Origin of the sequence: Streptomyces sp. V1I1, from assembly GCF_030817355.1 — a bacterium.
GTDB lineage: Bacteria > Actinomycetota > Actinomycetes > Streptomycetales > Streptomycetaceae > Streptomyces.
In genome coordinates, this window is record NZ_JAUSZH010000001.1 from 896,081 (window position 1) to 913,137 (window position 17,057).

Annotated in this window: 17 protein-coding genes and 1 pseudogene; 5 read left to right on the forward strand and 13 right to left on the reverse strand. The window is 70.7% G+C overall.

Features of this window, described 5'->3' with window-relative positions; all coding sequences use genetic code 11:
* Positions 1–60 precede the first annotated feature (60 nt).
* Complete coding sequence (locus tag QFZ67_RS04445; RefSeq protein ID WP_307659773.1) at positions 61–888, reverse strand: LytTR family DNA-binding domain-containing protein; 828 nt, start codon at positions 886–888, stop codon at positions 61–63.
* A 33-nt stretch (positions 889–921) separates the two neighbouring features.
* Positions 922–1,203: a zf-HC2 domain-containing protein gene (locus QFZ67_RS04450; RefSeq protein ID WP_307659774.1), complete on the reverse strand. Its 282-nt coding sequence runs from the start codon at positions 1,201–1,203 to the stop codon at positions 922–924.
* Positions 1,204–1,440: 237 nt separating this feature from the next.
* Here QFZ67_RS04450 and QFZ67_RS04455 point away from each other — a divergent pair, with 237 nt between their 5' ends.
* A complete protein-coding gene (locus tag QFZ67_RS04455) occupies positions 1,441–2,109 on the forward strand; it encodes a zf-HC2 domain-containing protein (protein ID WP_307659775.1) in 669 nt (222 codons plus the stop codon).
* A gap of 13 nt (positions 2,110–2,122) precedes the next feature.
* Here QFZ67_RS04455 and QFZ67_RS04460 read toward each other — a convergent pair whose 3' ends face one another.
* From QFZ67_RS04460 to QFZ67_RS04490, 7 genes are all read right to left on the reverse strand, one after another.
* Entirely contained in the window at positions 2,123–2,983 is an 861-nt protein-coding gene (locus QFZ67_RS04460) for an Fpg/Nei family DNA glycosylase (RefSeq protein WP_307659776.1), read from the reverse strand.
* A gap of 37 nt (positions 2,984–3,020) precedes the next feature.
* Positions 3,021–3,884 carry an amidohydrolase gene (locus tag QFZ67_RS04465; protein ID WP_307659777.1) on the reverse strand — a complete coding sequence of 288 codons (864 nt, stop codon included), beginning with the start codon at positions 3,882–3,884 and terminating at the stop codon, positions 3,021–3,023.
* Between the two features lie 4 nt (positions 3,885–3,888).
* Positions 3,889–4,200, reverse strand: coding sequence for an L-rhamnose mutarotase (locus QFZ67_RS04470; protein ID WP_307659778.1), 312 nt, complete (start codon positions 4,198–4,200; stop codon positions 3,889–3,891).
* Positions 4,200–5,228, reverse strand: a complete 1,029-nt coding sequence (locus QFZ67_RS04475) for an aldo/keto reductase (RefSeq protein ID WP_307659779.1) — start codon at positions 5,226–5,228, stop codon at positions 4,200–4,202. The genes QFZ67_RS04470 and QFZ67_RS04475 overlap by 1 nt, the downstream gene beginning before the upstream one ends.
* A gap of 119 nt (positions 5,229–5,347) precedes the next feature.
* On the reverse strand, positions 5,348–6,715 hold the full coding sequence (locus tag QFZ67_RS04480) for a wax ester/triacylglycerol synthase family O-acyltransferase (protein WP_307659780.1): 1,368 nt from the start codon (positions 6,713–6,715) through the stop codon (positions 5,348–5,350).
* Positions 6,716–6,842: 127 nt separating this feature from the next.
* Positions 6,843–8,915, reverse strand: coding sequence for a SpoIIE family protein phosphatase (locus tag QFZ67_RS04485; RefSeq protein WP_307659781.1), 2,073 nt, complete (start codon positions 8,913–8,915; stop codon positions 6,843–6,845).
* Between the two features lie 53 nt (positions 8,916–8,968).
* The gene (locus QFZ67_RS04490) at positions 8,969–10,024 is read right to left on the reverse strand and encodes a DUF6777 domain-containing protein (protein WP_307659782.1); all 1,056 of its coding nucleotides are present in this window, start codon (positions 10,022–10,024) and stop codon (positions 8,969–8,971) included.
* A gap of 143 nt (positions 10,025–10,167) precedes the next feature.
* On the opposite strand from QFZ67_RS04490, the gene QFZ67_RS04495 reads away from it, so the two are divergent.
* Genes QFZ67_RS04495 through QFZ67_RS04505 form a run of 3 tightly spaced genes read left to right on the forward strand, consistent with a single transcriptional unit; the run spans position 10,168 to position 12,915 of the window.
* A complete protein-coding gene (locus QFZ67_RS04495) occupies positions 10,168–10,986 on the forward strand; it encodes a YndJ family protein (protein WP_307665722.1) in 819 nt (272 codons plus the stop codon).
* On the forward strand, positions 10,983–11,531 hold the full coding sequence (locus tag QFZ67_RS04500; protein WP_307659783.1) for a DUF1990 family protein: 549 nt from the start codon (positions 10,983–10,985) through the stop codon (positions 11,529–11,531). The genes QFZ67_RS04495 and QFZ67_RS04500 overlap by 4 nt, the downstream gene beginning before the upstream one ends.
* Positions 11,509–12,915, forward strand: a complete 1,407-nt coding sequence (locus QFZ67_RS04505; protein ID WP_307659784.1) for a lipase maturation factor family protein — start codon at positions 11,509–11,511, stop codon at positions 12,913–12,915. Before QFZ67_RS04500 ends, QFZ67_RS04505 begins: the two co-directional genes overlap by 23 nt.
* Before the next feature lie 116 nt (positions 12,916–13,031).
* Here QFZ67_RS04505 and QFZ67_RS04510 read toward each other — a convergent pair.
* Positions 13,032–13,334 (reverse strand): annotated as a pseudogene (locus QFZ67_RS04510) (RNA-guided endonuclease InsQ/TnpB family protein); the annotation flags it as partial.
* A 65-nt stretch (positions 13,335–13,399) separates the two neighbouring features.
* Positions 13,400–13,573 (reverse strand): hypothetical protein, encoded by a 174-nt coding sequence (locus QFZ67_RS04515; RefSeq protein ID WP_307659785.1) that lies wholly within the window; start codon positions 13,571–13,573, stop codon positions 13,400–13,402.
* Positions 13,574–13,835: 262 nt separating this feature from the next.
* On the opposite strand from QFZ67_RS04515, the gene QFZ67_RS04520 reads away from it, so the two are divergent.
* Positions 13,836–14,672, forward strand: a complete 837-nt coding sequence (locus QFZ67_RS04520; RefSeq protein ID WP_307659786.1) for an SDR family oxidoreductase — start codon at positions 13,836–13,838, stop codon at positions 14,670–14,672.
* Here the strand turns inward: QFZ67_RS04520 and QFZ67_RS04525 are convergent.
* Together QFZ67_RS04525 and QFZ67_RS04530 are read right to left on the reverse strand one after the other, a co-directional pair.
* Positions 14,644–16,107, reverse strand: coding sequence for an SDR family NAD(P)-dependent oxidoreductase (locus QFZ67_RS04525; RefSeq protein WP_307659787.1), 1,464 nt, complete (start codon positions 16,105–16,107; stop codon positions 14,644–14,646). The two genes, QFZ67_RS04520 and QFZ67_RS04525, sit on opposite strands and share 29 nt — an antisense overlap.
* A 159-nt stretch (positions 16,108–16,266) precedes the next feature.
* Positions 16,267–16,995, reverse strand: a complete 729-nt coding sequence (locus tag QFZ67_RS04530; protein ID WP_307659788.1) for an SRPBCC domain-containing protein — start codon at positions 16,993–16,995, stop codon at positions 16,267–16,269.
* Positions 16,996–17,057: the final 62 nt, after the last annotated feature.

The following is a 17,057-nucleotide window of genomic DNA, read 5'->3' on the forward strand; positions in this document are numbered from 1 at the left end:
GACGAGCGGCTCTGTCCGCCCGTCCAACGGTCGGCCGGGTCCTGGCAGGGTCCGCCCCGCTCAGCCCCTGGCGTGCCGCATCAGCAGTTCGCGCAGCTGGCGCGCATGACGGCGGCTGACGGCGAGCTCGGCGGAGCCGACCCGGACGGTGGTCGTCCCGGCGTCCAGGCGCAGTTCGTCGATACGGGCGAGGGCGACGAGATGGCTGCGGTGTATGCGTACGAACCCGCGCGACGCCCAGCGCTCCTCAAGGGTGGACAGCGGGATGCGCACCAGGTGGCTCCCGTCCTCGGTGTGCAGCCTGGCGTAGTCCCCCTGGGCCTCCACGTAGGCGATGTCGTCGATCGGTACGAACCGTGTGACACCGCCGAGTTCGACCGGTATCTGCTCGGCCGCGGTCCCCCCTGGGGCATGCAGCGCGACGGCCGGTGGGGGGCTGGGTACGGGGGTGTGCACCGCGGGGCCCGCCGGGTCGGGCTGCCGGGGCTCGCGCGCCGAGACGACCAGGTCACGGACCCGGCGTACGGCTTCGGCCAGCCGCTCCCTGCGCACCGGCTTGAGGACGTAGTCGACGGCCTTGAGGTCGAAGGCCTGGACGGCGAAGCCCTCGTGGGCGGTGACGAACACGATCAGCGGCGGCCGGGCGAATCCGGCGAGCAGCTTGGCGACGTCGAGACCGGTGAGACCGGCCATGTGGATGTCGAGGAAGACGACGTCGATGCCGTCGTCCCCGTCCGGGCCCGCGTCCAGCGCACGGCCGATGCGGCGCAGTGCCTCGGTCGCGTCCGTGGCTCCTTCGGCGCTCTTGATGCGGGAGTCGGAGCGCAGGAGGTAGAGCAGCTCTTCGAGTGCCGGTTTCTCGTCGTCGACAGCCAGTACGCGCAGCATGCTACGGAGTGTAGGCGCGCCTCGACGGCCGGACTATGGCGTCTGCTCGCCGAGCCCGTCGGGCCCGTCGAGATCGTCGAGATCGTCGGGCCCGTCGAGCAGATCGTCCTCGGAGAACATCGCCAGCAGCGCGGGGGCGTCGGCCATGTCGAGGTAGGCGATCCGGCACGGGTCGCAGACCTGCAGGTGGCCGGAGACCCGGGTGTCCTCGGCACGGCCGAGCGCACCGAGGACATACGCGCCGAGCAGCAGTTCCACATGGGCGCTGTCGGGGTGCGGCACGATCATGCTGGTCCCCGTCTCTCCACCTGTCACGCACACATCATGCGGGCAGCACTCGCCCGGTCTCAAGACGGTTCCGCAAGCGGGCCGTTCATACTGCGGCACGGTCCGGGCCGCCCGGCGGTTGCGCTCGACGCGCACGGAGTTGAGTACGGCGCGCACCTGGTCCGTACTTCAGGGCGACAGACCCGCTACAGACCCGCGACAGACCCGCGACAGACCCGCTACAGACGCAGTACGCAACGGGGCGAGAGACGAATCGAGGACGCCATGAGCTTGCAGCAGCGGCACCGGGACGTGGCCGCCTATGCGCTGGGCGTCCTGGAGCCCGCGGACGCGTTCCGGTTCGAGGAGCATCTGGCGGACTGTGTGATGTGCACGGTACAGCTCTCCGACTTCGCCTCGGCCGCCACGTCCCTGGCCGAGCTCGCGGGACCCGACCGGATCGTGGTCCGTCCCAGCGGGCGACTGCTCGACCGGCTGACGGACGAGGTCGACGCGGTGCGGCGGCGGGGCCGCAGGCGTCGGCTGAAGCTGGTCGCGGCGGCCGCGGCTCTGATCGTCGCCCTGCCCGCCGCGGCGGTGGCGCTCGAGGACGCCGGGAGCGGGAACCCCGCCCTGATCGTGGCGAAGGATTCCACGACGGGCGTCACTGCGGCCGCCGCGACGCAGGAGCGGGCCTGGGGCACGGCGGTCGCGCTGCGTCTGTCGGGTCTCAAGGGGCCTGGCGCCTGCCGTCTTGTCGCCATCGGCAGGGACGGCATCGAACACCCGGTCCTCACCTGGGCGGTGCCGGCCGGTGGCTACGGGATCCCGGGTTCTCCGGGGCACGAGGACCCGCTGGACATCGAGGGGGGCACGGACCTGCCGAGCGGCGAGATCGGCCGCTGGGAGGTTCGCACCCTCGACGGACAGCCTCTGATCTCCCTCAAGGGGTAGCTCAGGTCCTGCGCTACTTCAGCAGGCGGGAGAGTCTGCGGTCGGCGAGCGGCTTGCCGCCGGTCTGGCAGGTGGGGCAGTACTGCAGCGAGGAGTCGCTGAAGGAGACCTCGCGGATGGTGTCGCCGCAGACGGGGCACGGCTGACCGGTGCGGCCGTGGACGCGCAGACCGCTCTTCTTCTCGGCCTTGAGCCGGCCGGCGGCGACTCCGCGCGAGCGCTCGACGGCGTCACGCAGCGTGGAGCGCAGGGCCTCGTACAGGGCGGTGATTTCGTCCTCGCTCAGGTTCTGCACCGGCTTGAAGGGCGACATCTTCGCGGCATGCAGGATCTCGTCGCTGTACGCGTTGCCGATGCCGGCGATCAGGCCCTGGTCGCGCAGCGCGCCTTTGATCTGCCGCCGTTCCCCGGCCAGCAGCGCGGCGAAGGCGTCACGGTCGAAGCCGTCGGCGAGCGGATCGGGGCCGAGACGGGCGATGCCGGGGACCTCGGCCGGGTCACGTACGAGATGGACGGCGAGACGCTTGGTGGTGCCCGCTTCGGTGAGGTCGAAGCCGCCGCCCGAGGCGAGGACGGTACGCAGGGCGAGCGGGCCTTTGCCGGGCCGTGGTGGCGCGGCCGGGAACTCGTCCTTCCACTGGAGCCAGCCCGCCCGGGCGAGGTGGGTGACCAGATGGAGTGGGCCGACGCTGATGTCGAGCCACTTCCCGTGCCGGTTCACGGCGGTGACCTCGGCGCCCTCGACGGCGGTCAGCGGCGGGTCGTACGTCTTCAGGACGCTGATCGCCAGCGGCAGGACGCGGACGATCTCCTGCCCCACCAGGTGGGTGTTGAGGAACTCTCTCAGCGCTTCGACTTCGGGCAGCTCCGGCATGCATCCAGGGTGCCAAAGGGGCGGGGCGCGCGCAGGTTCACTGAGATTCACCGCGCGGGGGCAGTCCGTAGACGCGGCCCGCGGTGGTCTCGAAGACGGCGCGGCGTTCGTCCTCGGCCAGCCGATGGGTCAGCGCGCGGGCGGCGGCGACCACCTCGGCGTAGCTCGCGGCGAGCCGACAGACCGGCCAGTCGGAGCCGAACATCAGCCGGCCGGGGCCGAAGGCGTCGAGGACCGTATCGGCGTACGGGGCCAGATCGGGAGTGGTCCAGGTGGACCAGGCCGCCTCGGTGACCATCCCGGAGAGCTTGCAGACGGTGTTGGGCCTGGCCGCGAGTGCGCGCACGGCGCTCGCCCAGGGCTCCAGCTCCCTGGAGGCGATGGGTGGCTTGCCGAGATGGTCGAGTACGAAGGTGAGCTCGGGCAGCCTGGCCGCCGCCTCGGTGGCCGCGGGCAGCTGGTGCGGCAGCACCACGAGGTCGTAGACGAGTCCGGCCGACGCGACGGCGGCGAGGCCGCGCAGAACATCGGGGCGGAGCAGCCAGGCGGGGTCGGGCTCGCCCTGGACCTGGTGGCGGACGCCGACGAGGCGGTCCCCGCCCGGGAGTTCACGCAGGGCCGCGAGCATGTCGGCGATGCCGGGGGCGGTGAGGTCGGTCCAGCCGACGACGCCCGCGACGAGGTCGCTGCCGTCGGCGATGGCGAGGAATTCCGGGGTCTCTTCGGCGACGGTGACCGTCTGGACGAGGACGGTGGCGTGTACGCCCGCGGCGCGGGCCTCGGGGACGAGATCGTCGAGGGAGAAGCTGCGCCGGATGGGGGCCAGGTCGGGGCCGGTGATCCAGTCCTGGTCCCGTCCGGAGAGGTCCCACACATGGTGGTGGGCGTCGATGATCGCCATTGGCTCACAGCTCCCAGACGACGGGCAGTCCGGCTTCGGCACCGTCCGCGGAGTAGTCGTGCACCACATCGAGGAGCTCGGCCATCCGGGCCTGCCAGGCGATGTTGACGGGGAGTTTCTCGAGTGCGGCGAGCAGTTGGCCGTAGTCGGCGCACTCGAGGAGGTGGAAGAGGTCGGTGCCGCTGCGCCAGATGGTCCAGGAGGTGACACCGGCGCCGCGGATCGCGGCGGTGAGCTCGTTGGGGACTTCGCGGTGCGCCGCTTCGTACTCGTCGATGCGGTCGGCGCGAACCGTCGTGTGCAGGGCGACTCTCATCAGGCGTCCCCGTCCTTTCGAGCGTCCCCGTCGTTTCGGCCGTCCCTGTGCTCTCGGGCATCCCCGTCCTTCGGCAGCAGTCCTTCGGCGCGCAGTTCGTCCCAGAGCGCGGGCGGGACGGCCAGAGCGAGCATGTCGGCCGCGTCCCGTACTTCATCGGCTGAGCGCGCGCCGACCAGGGCGCCCGCGACGGCCGGATGGGCGAGCGGATAGTGGAGGGCGGCGGCGCGCAGCGGTACGCCGTGGCGTTCGGCGACGGCCTTGAGCCGCAGAGCCCGCTGCAGGATGTCGTCCGGCGCGGCGGTGTAGTCGTACGTGGCCCCCGGGCGCGGATCGGCGAGCAACCCGGAGTTGAAGATTCCTCCGACGACAACGCTTTTGCCGCGGGCGGCGGCTTCGGGCAGCAGCTCGGCGAGCGCGCTCTGGTCCAGGAGGGTGTAGCGGCCGGCGCACAGGACGGCGTCGACGTCGGTGTCGCGGAGGAAACGGGTGAGCATCGGCGCCTGGTTCATGCCGGCGCCGATCGCGCCGACGACGCCTTCGGCCCGCAGCCGCTCCAACGCCGGGTAGCCGTGGCGGAAGGCGGCTTCCTCGTGCTCGTCCGGGTCGTGCAGATAGACGATGTCGATCCGGTCGAGGCCGAGCCGCAGGAGGCTCTCCTCGATGCTGCGCAGTACGCCGTCCGCGCTGAAGTCCCATACGCGACGGTGGTCGGCGGGAACGGCGAAGCCGCTTGCGAGGTCGTCTCCGTCGGGCGGGCAGGGTTCGAGCAGCCGCCCGGCCTTGGTGGAGAGGGTGTACGCGTCGCGGGGACGGGTGCGCAGGGCCTCGCCCAGTCTGCGTTCGGACAGGCCGAGCCCGTAGTGCGGCGCGGTGTCGAAGGTCCGGATGCCCGCGTCCCAGGCGGCGTCGACCGCCGCCGCGGCGGCAACGGGCTCCACGGGGGTGTAGAGATTGCCGATTCCGGCGGCCCCGAAGGACAGTTCGGTGATCTCGACCGCGCTGCGTCCGAGCGTGCTCCGTCGCATCCGCTGCTGCCCCCTCGCTGTGGCGTTCACCGATGACGACGAATATTCATCGGATCACTTGGGGGCGTCAACACCCTTGAAGGGGCGAGAACTTATGCCGGGCCTCTGAGCTGTCCGATCTATCGGGCCGGCATACCGAGCGAGGCCTCTCCAATCAGGCCGAGGAGTTCTACGAGCTCCTCCCCCAGACTCCGCGCCAGCCGGTCGAGATCGGGCAAGGCCTTGCCATCGGCGACCAGTCCGACATGCACCCGCCCGTCATAGGTGGACATGGCGATCGCCAGGGACTGCCCGCGGGCGAGCGGTGCCATCGGATAGACCTCGCGCAGCGGGCAGCCGCCCAGCGACAGGGCCGAGCGGGGCAGCGGCACGCTGGTCACCAGGACGTCGAAGAGCATCCGGGCCGCGCCGCCCGCCAGCGGCGCGCCGAACCGGTGTGCCAGTGGCGGCAGTTGATCGGCGAGCACGGCCAGCGCCCCGGCGCCACGCGAAGGCCCTGCCGCCTTGTTGCGGTCCATGGCGGTGCGTACGGCGTCGAGCCGTGAACGCGGATCGGGGTCGGAGACCGGAAGTTCCAGCAGATACGCGGAGAACTTGTTGCCCGAGCCGGGCGGGCTGCCGGGCCTGCGCTGAGAGACGGGCACCAGGGCGCGCGGGTCGGCGGCCGGCAGCCGCTCGCCGCGCTCGGCCAGCCAGCGCCGCAGCCCGCCCGCGACGATGGCGAGCAGCACATCGTTGGCGGTGCCGCCCACCGCCCTGCGTACGCGCTGCACGTCTTCCAGGTCGAGTACGGCGGTGCCGAGCCGCCGTGTGCCGCTCGAACCGGCAGTGAGTGCGGCCATGCCGCGCGGGTCGAGCCTGCTGGCACGTACGACCGAGGCCCCTACACCGACGGCCCGGCCCAGCTCCTCGATCCGGCCGCGGGCGAAGCCGGCCACCTGCGAGGGACCCGCGAACCAGGACCGGGGCGGCACGGTACGCGTCCGCCGTACGCCGACCGTGCGGGCGTCGGCGATCTGGTCGAAGATGCCGGCCCCGATGGCGACCGCGCGCATGCCGTCCGCCAGCGCGTGATGCAGCTTCACCAGCACCGCGAACGGGCCGCCCGGCTCACCCGTCAGGAGGTACATCTCCCACGGCGGCAGACCTCGTTCAAGAGGCCGTTCCATCAGCTCGCCGGCAATCCCGGCGGCCTCGGTGGCGAAGTCGCCGGCCGGGAGGCGGACATGGTGCACATGCCGTCGTACGTCGAAGTCCTTGGCCACGGTCCAGCGGGCGCCGCCGACGGGCAGCAGGACATCCCTCACCCGCATCCGCAGCCGGCGGATCGCGGCGGCGCGCGTGGCGAGCAGTTCGAGGACGCTGTCGCCGCTCCGCGTCCCGGGGGCGGGCGCGAAGAAGGCGAGGGCACCGAGGTGCATCGGATGACCGGCGGACTCGAGGTGCCAGAACGCCAGGTCGAGGGGGGCAAGAAGCTCGCTGCTCAAGGGGACCTCTTGTCCTAGAAGGTGTCCTAAAGGGTGTCCTGAAGGGCCACAGAGTACGGAGTCAAACGCCTGCGGTCGGTTACGGTCAAGTACGATCACTTCACGCACAGTTAACAACAGGTTTCCATCAGTTGGGCGGCCTGTCGGGGACTATGAACTCGCACCAGACGCATTTGCCGCTGCCCCTGGACTCCACGCCCCAGGCCTCCGCCAGTCGGTCCACCAGCATCAGCCCGCGGCCGGACACGCCCGACTCGCCCGCATCACGCCGACGCGGCAGCGCGCTGGAGCGGTCCTCGACCTCCACCCGCAGCCGCCGCTCCGGGCCGGACAGCACCCGGATGGTCACGATCGCGCCGCCGTCCGTGTGCATCAGCGCGTTGGTGATCATCTCGTCGGCAGCCAGCTCTATCTCGTCCGACCGCTGGCGCGCGCCCCAGGCGCGTACGGCCGCCCGGATCATGTGCCGGGCCGAGCGAAGCGCCTCCGGGTCGTTCTGCCCGACATGCTGCTGCAGCCGGCCGCCCGTCTGCGGGGTGTACGCGCCCTTGCGGCGCAGCAGCAGCATCGCCACGTCGTCGTCGCCGCCCCGCTCGCCCGCCGCCTCGCACAGATGGTCGGCGAGCAGCTGCAGATCGCGCGGGCCGTCGCGCACCTGCGCGGTCAGCAGCTGCATCCCGTCGTCGAGATCGGCGCCGGGCTGCTCGACCAGTCCGTCGGTGTAGAGGAGCAAGGTCTGGCCGGGGTCCAACTCGACGGTGCTGACGGGGTATTCGAGCTGCCCGAACTCCGCCGAGAGCCCCAGCGGCAGCCCGCCCTCCACCGGCAGCCGTCGGCAGCTGCCGTCGATGTCCCGGATCAGCGGGTCGACATGCCCCGCCCGCACCAGCTGCACCACACCGGTGGACAGGTCGGCCTCCGCGTACATGCAGGTCGCGAACCGGTCGGTGTCGAGCTCATCGAGGAAGACGGAGGCGCGCGCCATCACGGTGGCCGGGGTGTGCCCCTCGGCCGCGTACGCCCGCAGCACGATGCGCAGCTGCCCCATCACCGCGGCCGCGTCCACGTCATGCCCCTGCACGTCGCCGATGACCGCGCCCACCCGCCCGCCGGGCAGCGCGATGATGTCGTACCAGTCGCCTCCGATGTCCCGGCCCATACGGGCGGAGCGGTAGCGCACCGCGATCTGCGCCCCGGGCACAGCGGGGATCCGGCGCGGCAGCATCGCCTGCTGGAGGCCTTCGGCGAGATCGTGCTCCTGTTCGTAGAGCATGGCGCGCTGGAGGCTCTGGGCGATGCTGCTGCCGAGGGCGACCAGCAGATTGCGCTCCTCGGAGCTGAAGCCGGTCTTGTCGCCGTACAGCAGGCCGAGCGCCCCGATGGGGCGGGCCTGGGCGATCAGCGGCAGATAGGCGGCCGAGGTGATCTTGAGATCTTTGATGTGCGGCCACAGCAGCGGATACGACTCGGCGAAGTCCCGTTCGGACTCGATGAAGCGGGGCGTGAGGGTACGCACCACCTCGCTCATCGGGTACTCCTCGTCGACGCGCGTGTAGCGGGTGCCCGGCACGAACGAGCCTTCCGGCCCCTCGGCGACCAGATGGATCCGGCCCGATTCCAGCAGCCCCATGACCAGGCTGGTCGCGCCGAAGTGCTCCAGGCCGTGCGAGTCCCTCAGTACGTCGATGACGTCCTGGACGGTCCTGGCATGGGCGAGGGCCGCGGTGGTGCTCTCGACGACGCTGGTCTGCCGGCGGCGCTCGACTTCGACTTCGAGGCGCTCCCTGGACTCGGCAAGCTCTTCGGTGGCGTCGCGGACGATGCCGATGATGCGCAACGGGCGGCCCGTCTCGTCGCGGCGGACGCAGGCCTGCGTGTGGGCCCAGTGCAGGCTGCCGTCGCGGCGGCGGACGCGGAAGTACGCCCCGTAGCGGTCACTGCCGTTCTTGAGCGCCTGCGCCACCAGGGCGTCAAGCCGGGCGGCCTCGTCCGACGGCACCCGGGAAGCCAGACTCTCCGGACGGCCGTCGTACTCGCCGGGGCGCAGATCGAACACCTCGTGACCGGGCTGGTCCAGGTGCATCAGCCCGCTGACCAGGTCCCAGTCGAAGCTGCCCATGCCATTGAGGGTCAGGCTCAGATCCGGGTCGGCCGGCCAGTCGTCGGGAAGCGACAGGGCACCCGCTGCCCGATCAACCATGGGGCCACTCTGCCATCATTTGTCGGATTCTTCGACCGGTTCGGAGGGCGTGCTCAGCCCTGGAAGGTGTCCGGCGACGCCGGCTCCTCGTTGGGGATGAGCAGGTCCGGCTGGGACGGTGTGACCCCCTCGTCGGAGGGCACATCGGGGTTGACCGGCGGGGGCAGTGCCTCGCTCGGTGTGTCCACAGGCGGTTCGGCAGGCGTCTCCACGGGCGGGTTGACCGGCTGCTCCGGTGTCGTCGGCGTGAGACTGCCGTCGCTCGGCACGTCGGAGTCACCGGACTCGGGCATCACCGGTGGATAGACGAAGACGTCGTCCGGGGTCACCGGCGGGAGCACATCGGGCCGCTTGTCCAGTTCGCCGTCGGTCCCGGCCTGCCGGTCGATCCAGGTGTTGGTGACGATGTTGACGATGAAGAAATTGTTGATGACCTGGGTGGTCGGCTTGATGACGACGACCCGGTCCGACTGGTAGCCCGCCCAGGACTGGCCGTTGTGAACCACGGCGCCCTTGACGGCGACCGGCGGCTTCAGCGGGTTTCCGCAGGCACACCGGACGCGCGGCGTGCCGTACTGGTCCACCAGCACGGCGGTCCCGGCCTGCAGCACGGACTGGTAGGTGGTGGCGGTGCGGTCGCGGAAGCCGTGGCTGGTGACGCGGGTGTCGGCGCGCAGCACGACGGGCGTCAGTCCACGCAGATAGTCCGGGACCTCGGTCTGGGAGACGCCGGCGGCCCGGGCAAAGGCGCGCTCCTTGGCCTGGTCGGCTACGAGGAGGTTCACCTGCTGCTCGACGTCGCAACTGCCCAGCGATTGCGTGCCGCCGTACAGGCCTGGCGTCGAGCCGGAGAGAGTGCGCAGCGTCTGCCCCCCTGCGGGGCTGCTCGGCACACCGGACGGGCCGGTCGGCGGAGGCCCGATGTCGTTCCTCACCGTGGAGGCGGTGTACGGGTCCGGGCCCCGCGCCGCGGCAGGCTCGAGGTAGACCTCCGGGTCCGTGGCCGCTCTGCTGCTGCCGCCGCCGCATCCGGCGACCAGGAGCGTGCAGGACAGCACCGCGAACAGCCCGGCGACCGCGGCGTACCGACGGCGAATGGGTGGACGCACAAAAGTCTCCCGCCTCTTCACCCCAACTAGTCCCTCAAGTTCTGCCGGATTCCCCTCACCCCCGCGACTTGAACGCGTTCAAGTAAGCGCATAGTCTCGACCACAAGGAATTGAACACGTTCAAGCCTGGGGTGGGGTGCGTGGTGTCCGTACTGGTCAGCCTGATCGTGATGCTCGGCATGCTGGTGGTCGTGCCCGCGGGACTCCGTCTCATCGACGCCGTCGGGCTCGCGCCCATTCAGCGGACATGGCCGTTGTTCGCGGTCCCCGGAGTCGTCTCCCTCTGGCTGCCGCGCTCGACCACCGCGACCGTGCTCGCGGCCGTGTACGCGCTCGGCACGCTGGCTCTCGCCGCGCATGCCCCACGCAGGCTGGCCCGGGTCCGATCGCTCGCGCCCGCAGAGGTCGCGGTGCTCACAGCGCTCGTGACCCCGTCGGTCGCCGGTGTCGCACTCGTCGCGGAACGCTCCGGGCACGAGCTCTTCGGCTTCAGCCTGCCGATCCTGGCGCTGACCGTGCCGCACTTCCACTTCGCCGGGTTCGCGGCCGCGCTGGTGGCGGGCCTGGTCTGCCGCACATCGGCCGGTCCTGCCGGGCGCTTCGCGGCACTGAGCGTGCCGCTCGGCACCCTTCTCGTACTGGCCGGCTACTTCCTGGACGACTGGGCCGAGCTGCTCGGTGCGCTCGTACTGACCGCGGGCATGTGGGCCGTCGCGCTGCTGACCTGGCTCGACGTCCGGGCAGGCGGCCGCGACCGGTTCACCCGCGGCCTGCTCGCCGTCTCGGCCGCCGTGCTGGTGGCGACGATGCTGCTCGCCCTGAGCTGGGCGCTCGGCGAGGCTACCGGTCTGCCCCACCCGACCCTGACCTGGATGGCCGCCACCCACGGCCTCGGCAACGCCCTCGGTTTCGCACTCTGCTCGGTGCTGGCCTGGCAACGACTCAAGGAGACGGCCGCATGAATCGCGTACTCGCCCTCAACTACCCCGAGACCGGCGCCACCCGGCTCGGTCCGCTGCCCGACGGCTACAACCACCTCCACCACACCGCCCGTATCGGCCGTGGCCACGCCGTCTTCGAGGCGGCGGGCGCGGCGGTCACCAGCTGGCGGATGCACCGCGGATCGGGCGCCCGGGTGAGCACCACGGCGGCGCGGGCCGAGCCCGGCGCCCGGCTCGAGGTCTCACTCGGGGTCGGCCGGCTGCGGTTCACCGCGCCGTGCGAGGTGATCTGGACGGCGTACGAGAAGGACCGGACGGGATTCGCGTACGGCACTTTGGCCGGTCATCCCGAGCGCGGTGAGGAGTCGTTCGTGGTCGACATCCGCGACGACGGCTCGGTGTGGTTCACCGTCATGGCCTTCAGCCGTCCGGCGAGCTGGTACACCCGGCTCGCCGGTCCGCTCGTACCCGTGGTGCAGAAGTGGTACGCCATGCGGCTCGGTCGTACGGTGCGACGGCTTGCCGCGGCCGATACTGGAGGTGATGGAGTGGTTCAGCGACGGTGACTACTGGCTCAGCCGACTGGTCTTCCAGCGGGCTCTGGCCGCCATGTATCTGGTCGCCTTTCTCACCGCCGCCCTGCAGTTCCGGGCGCTGATCGGCGAGCGGGGCATGCTGCCGGTGCCCGCGTACGTACGCCGGGTGCCGATGCGCCGTGCGCCGAGCCTGTTCCAACTGCGCTACTCCGACCGCCTGTTCGCCCTCTGCGCCTGGGCCGGCTGTCTGCTCTCGGCGGCGCTGGTGGCGGGCGCGGGCGACCATGTCCCGCTCGTGGCCGCGATGGCATGGTGGGCGGTGCTGTGGGTGCTTTATCTGTCGATCGTCAATGTCGGCCAGACGTGGTACGGCTTCGGCTGGGAGTCACTGCTCCTGGAGACGGGCTTTCTCGCGGTCTTCCTCGGCAATGAGCGCACGGCCCCGCCCGTGCTGGTCCTGTGGCTGCTGCGGTGGGTGCTGTTCCGGGTGGAGTTCGGCGCAGGGCTGATCAAAATCCGCGGCGACGAGTGCTGGCGCAAGCTGACCTGTCTGGACTTCCACCACGAGACCCAGCCGATGCCGGGACCGCTGAGCTGGTTCTTCCACCATCTGCCGAAACCCCTCCACCGGGTCGAGGTGGCGGCCAACCATGTGACCCAGCTCCTCGTCCCCGTGTTGCTGTTCACCCCTCAGCCGATCGCCAGTGCGGCCGCCGCGACGATCGTGCTGACCCAGCTGTGGCTGGTGCTGTCCGGCAACTTCGCCTGGCTGAACTGGCTGACCATCGTGCTCGCCCTCTCCGCCGTGGACGGCTCGCTCATCGCGGATCCGCCCGCGCTGCCCGCGCCCCCGCTCTGGTACGAGATCGTGGTGATCGCCGTCACCGCCCTGATCGTCGTCCTCAGTTACCGTCCGGCACGCAATCTCTTCTCGCGGCGGCAGCAGATGAACCGGTCCTACGATCCGCTCCATCTGGTCAACGCCTACGGCGCGTTCGGCTCGGTCGGGCGGGTGCGGCACGAGGTGGTGGTCGAGGGCACGGACGAGAAGGTGCTCCATCAGGGCACGGTCTGGCGGGAGTACGAATTCAAGGGCAAGCCGGGTGATGTACGCAGGCTGCCCCGCCAGTACGCGCCCTACCATCTGCGGCTCGACTGGATGATGTGGTTCGCCGCGCTCTCCCCCGGCTACGCGGCCTCCTGGTTCGGCCCGTTCATGGAGCGGCTGCTGGACGGCGACCGGGACACGCTGCGGCTGCTGGGCCGCAATCCGTTCCCGGACGCCCCGCCCGCGTACGTCCGCGCCAGGGTGTACCGCTACCGGTACACGACCTGGCGCGAACTGCGGGCAACCGGCGCCTGGTGGCACCGCACCTATGTGCGCGAGTTCCTCAGGCCGACCAGGCTATTTTGAAGACCCCGACGTGCTTGCCCGCCCGGCGGGCCGCGGCGGGGGGTTGGTTGGTGCCGAGTTGGTGCCGTCATTCCGAGTACGTGACTCCTCCACCCCCTGAAGGGGGTGGCTTCTCGCTATGCCAGTTGGGCTTTGCGACGGGCCAGCCCGGCCCGTAGGACGTTGAGCGCGCCTACTGTGTCCGCGTGTGCGGTGTGACCGCACACGATGCAGTGGAACTTCTCTTGTGTGGGCCGGTTCTCCTTCGCAGTGTGCCCGCATTGGGGGCACTGGCGGGAGGTGTTGCGGGGGTCCACGGCGATCACTTCCCGTCCGGCGCTTTCAGCCTTGGCGTGCAGGATCGTCAGGAACACCCCCCATCCGGCATCGGCAATGCTGCGGTTGAGCCCGGCCTTCGCGGCGGCACCGTTGGGCAGGAGAGCGGGCCCCGAACGCCCCGTACCCCCTGCCGGTGCGGCAGGGGGTACGGGGCGAAGCGATCCGCTCAGTCGATGCCGGGCAGGATGTGCGGCTCGGCCAGGTCGTCCTCGTAGCCGGCCAGCCGGATCGGAGCCGATCGGGCCCAGACTTCCAGGCTGCCGAGTTCTTCGGGCCGGCCGGCCCGTTCGCCGCCGCGTTCCGGCGGTCGCTTCTCGTGCTTCTTCACATCTGATGTCACCGCGCACTCCTCTGTGTCGCGTAACTGGGACAGGGGCAGTTCGGTCGCGGTGGCGCCGGTACTCGGGCGGGACCGCAGCCTGGTTGCAGACCTGTCCCAGGACGGCCAAGGGGGTTTCGTGGGCCCTTTGGTGGCGTCCGTTCACCCCAGAGTAACCAAATGAGCAGAGCTCCGCTCGATGGGGCCTGTAAATCTCCTGTAAACCAGCTCAATTCCGGCCAACGATCTATTCCTGTGCGGAGCTTCGTGGGATCGTACGCGGATGATTTCCGGGCCTGCGCAGAACTGCCTCGAAGGCAGGACAGCCCTGGTGACAGGGGCTTCCCGTGGCATCGGCTTCGCCATCGCCGGCGCACTGGCCGGGGCGGGGGCCGATGTGGTGGTCACCGCACGGGACCCGGATGGAGTAACGGCGGCTGTGGCCAAGCTGCGGGACGCGGGAGCACGGGCGGCGGGCTGTGCCGGCAGCGTGGCCGACCCGGCCCATCTCGATCACTGCACCGCCCTCGCCGTGCGGGAGTTCGGGCGGCTCGACATCCTGGTCAACAACGCCGCTACGAACGCTCCCTACGGTCCGCTGATGGAGGCCGATCCCGACCAGTGGCGGCAGGCGTTCGCGGTGAATGTGGAGGCGGCGCTGCGGCTGGTGCAACTCGCCTGGCGGGCCTGGATGCGCGAGCACGGCGGCGCGGTGGTCAACATCTGCACCGAGGGCACACACGGAGTGGGCCCGCGGGTGGGCGCGTACGGCACGAGCAAGGTGGCGCTGCGGCACCTCACCCAGCAGCTCGCCGGCGAACTCGCCCCCGCGGTACGGGTGAACGCGGTCTCACCGGGTCTCGTACGCACCGAGATGGCCCGCTTCGTCTGGGAGGGCGCCGAGCGGCGGATCGCCGACGGGCTGCCGCTGGGCCGGATAGGCGAGCCCGACGATGTGGCGCGGGCGGTGCTGTGGCTGGTCTCGGACGAGTCCGCGTGGGTGACCGGGGCCGATCTGCTGGTGGACGGCGGTACGAGGGTGCGCGCGGCGGCGGGCACGGGCTCGTACGCCGTCCATGACCAGCTGCGGGCTACCAGTTCGCCGGAGCGTAGTCCTTGAGGAAGCAGCCGTAGAGGTCCTCGCCGCCCTCGCCGCGCACGATCGGGTCGTAGACGCGGGCGGCGCCGTCGACCAGGTCGAGCGGGGCGTGGAAGCCCTCGTCGGCGAGGCGCATCTTGTCGGGGTGCGGGCGCTCGTCGGTGATCCAGCCGGTGTCGACGGCGGTCATCAAAATGCCGTCGGACTCGAACATCTCCTGGGCGCTGGTGCGGGTGAGCATGTTCAGCGCGGCCTTGGCCATGTTGGTGTGCGGGTGACCCGCGCCCTTGTAGCCGCGGCTGAAGACGCCCTCCATGGCGGAGACGTTCACCACGTAGGTGCGCTTGGCCTTGGCCGCGGACATGGCCGGGCGGAGCCGGCTGATCAGGATGAACGGCGCGGTGGAGTTGCACAGCTGCACTTCGAGCAGCTCGACCGGGTCGACCTCGGAGACGGTCTGGATCCAGCTGTTGGTGTCGTGCAGATCGGGGACCAGGCCGCCGGCGTCGATCGCGGTGCCGGCCGCGATGCGCTCCAGGGATGCCGAGCCGGAGACCAGCGCGAGGTCGGTCACGTCCTGGGCGGTGAGGCCCTCACCGGCGGCGGACGGCAGCGCGGCGACGGAGTCCACGGCGCCGCTGCCGAAGGTGCCTATGACCTGGGCGGGCGGCAGCTCGCCCGCGGGCAGCGGGGCGGACTCGGCGGCGACCAGTTCGCTGTACGCCTGCGGGGAGCGGCGTACGGTCTGCGCGGCGTTGTTGATCAGGATGTCCAGCGGGCCCGCAGCGGCCACCGAGTCGGCGAGGGCGACGACCTGCGCGGGGTCTCGCAGATCGATGCCGACGATCTTGAGGCGATGGATCCACTCGTCGCTGTCCGGCATCGCCTTGAAGCGGCGGATCGCGTCGTTCGGGAAGCGGGTGGTGATGGTGGTGTGGGCGCCGTCGCGCAGCAGTCGCAGCGCGATGTACATCCCGATCTTGGCCCGGCCGCCGGTGAGCAGGGCGCGCTTGCCGGTCAGGTCCGTGCGGGCGTCGCGGCGGGCCCGGTTCTCCGCAGCGCACCCCTGGCAGAGCTGGTGGTAGAAGACGTCGACCTCGACATAGCGGGTCTTGCAGATGTAGCAGGACCGGGGGCGCTGGAGTATCCCCGCGATCTCGCCGGTGACGGACGAGGACGGCAGCAGGCCCTCCGTCTCGTCGTCGATCCGCTCGGCTGAGCCGGTGGCGGTGGCCTCGGTGACCGACTTGTCGTGGGCGGTCTTGGCGGCCCGGCGCTCCTGGCGGCGGCGCTGCTTCACGGTGCGGTAGATGCCGGCGGTGGCGCGCCGTACCGTGATCGCGTCGGGGTGGTCGACGTCCAGCTTGTCGAGTTCGTCGAGCACGCTGAGGCAGACGGCCAGGCGCTCCGGGTCGATGCCCGGGCCGTACACCGGGCTGTCCTCTGTCACCGTCATTGCCTTGCCGTTCCTCGATCACTCGCGCGCTGTGGGTTTCAAAAGCGCAACTTTACTGAGCAAAAGGGTGACGACAAAATCCCGTGTCCGGCAGCTTCGCCCCCGGACCCCCAGGGAGAGGGTCTTGGGGCGAAGTCCCGGGCTGCTCCCACACCGGCCTCACGCAAACAGACCGGTCAGCCACTTCTGCCAGGCGTCCTCGTTCTTTCCCGCGTCCGCGTCACCCGCGAAGTCGTGCACGCTGACGCCGACCGGCGCACCGAAGTGGTTACGGCCGAAGATCCGGTACATGGCCTTGTCGGTGCGCAGACCGACGAAGTACGCGTTGCGGTAGTCCAGGACCGCGTCCACCGGTCCGGCGCCGGGCAGCTCGACCCGTACCGTCGCGCCCTGGGACGCGTCGTCAGCCAGCCCGAGTCCGCGGCTGACGACTTCGAGGCCGCCCGGGGCGTTGGAGGCGGCGGGGGCGTCCAGCGTCGCGAACGTGGCGGCCCGGCCGGTGAAGTGCTTGAGGTACTGCCGCAGGGTGTGCAGATAGAAGTCGGTGTGCTTGTTGGCGCCGTCGTACTGGTTGTCCCAGTCCTCGACGAGGATGCCGCTGTGCACATAGCGCACCCATGAACCGCCGCCCTCGCGCGGCTCGATGACATGCTCGAGCTGGTTGAAGGTCTGCTGGGGCACGCCCTCCGCGTCCTCGGTGCGGCCGGTGAGGCGGTGCGGCGGGTCCCATGCGGTGACGGTGCCGCCGAAGGGGGCCGCACCGCCCTCCTTGGGCTCGTACTCCATGGGCCAAAGCCAGCCCGCCGTGCCGGTGGTGATCGCGTCCCAGACCTGCTCGGGGCTCGCGTCGACCTCGAACTCGCGGACGATCTCGAATTCCTTGGACATGGTGACTCCTGATACTCAGGCGCTCTGCGGCGCGTAGACGATGCGGGTGATGCTCTTGCCGT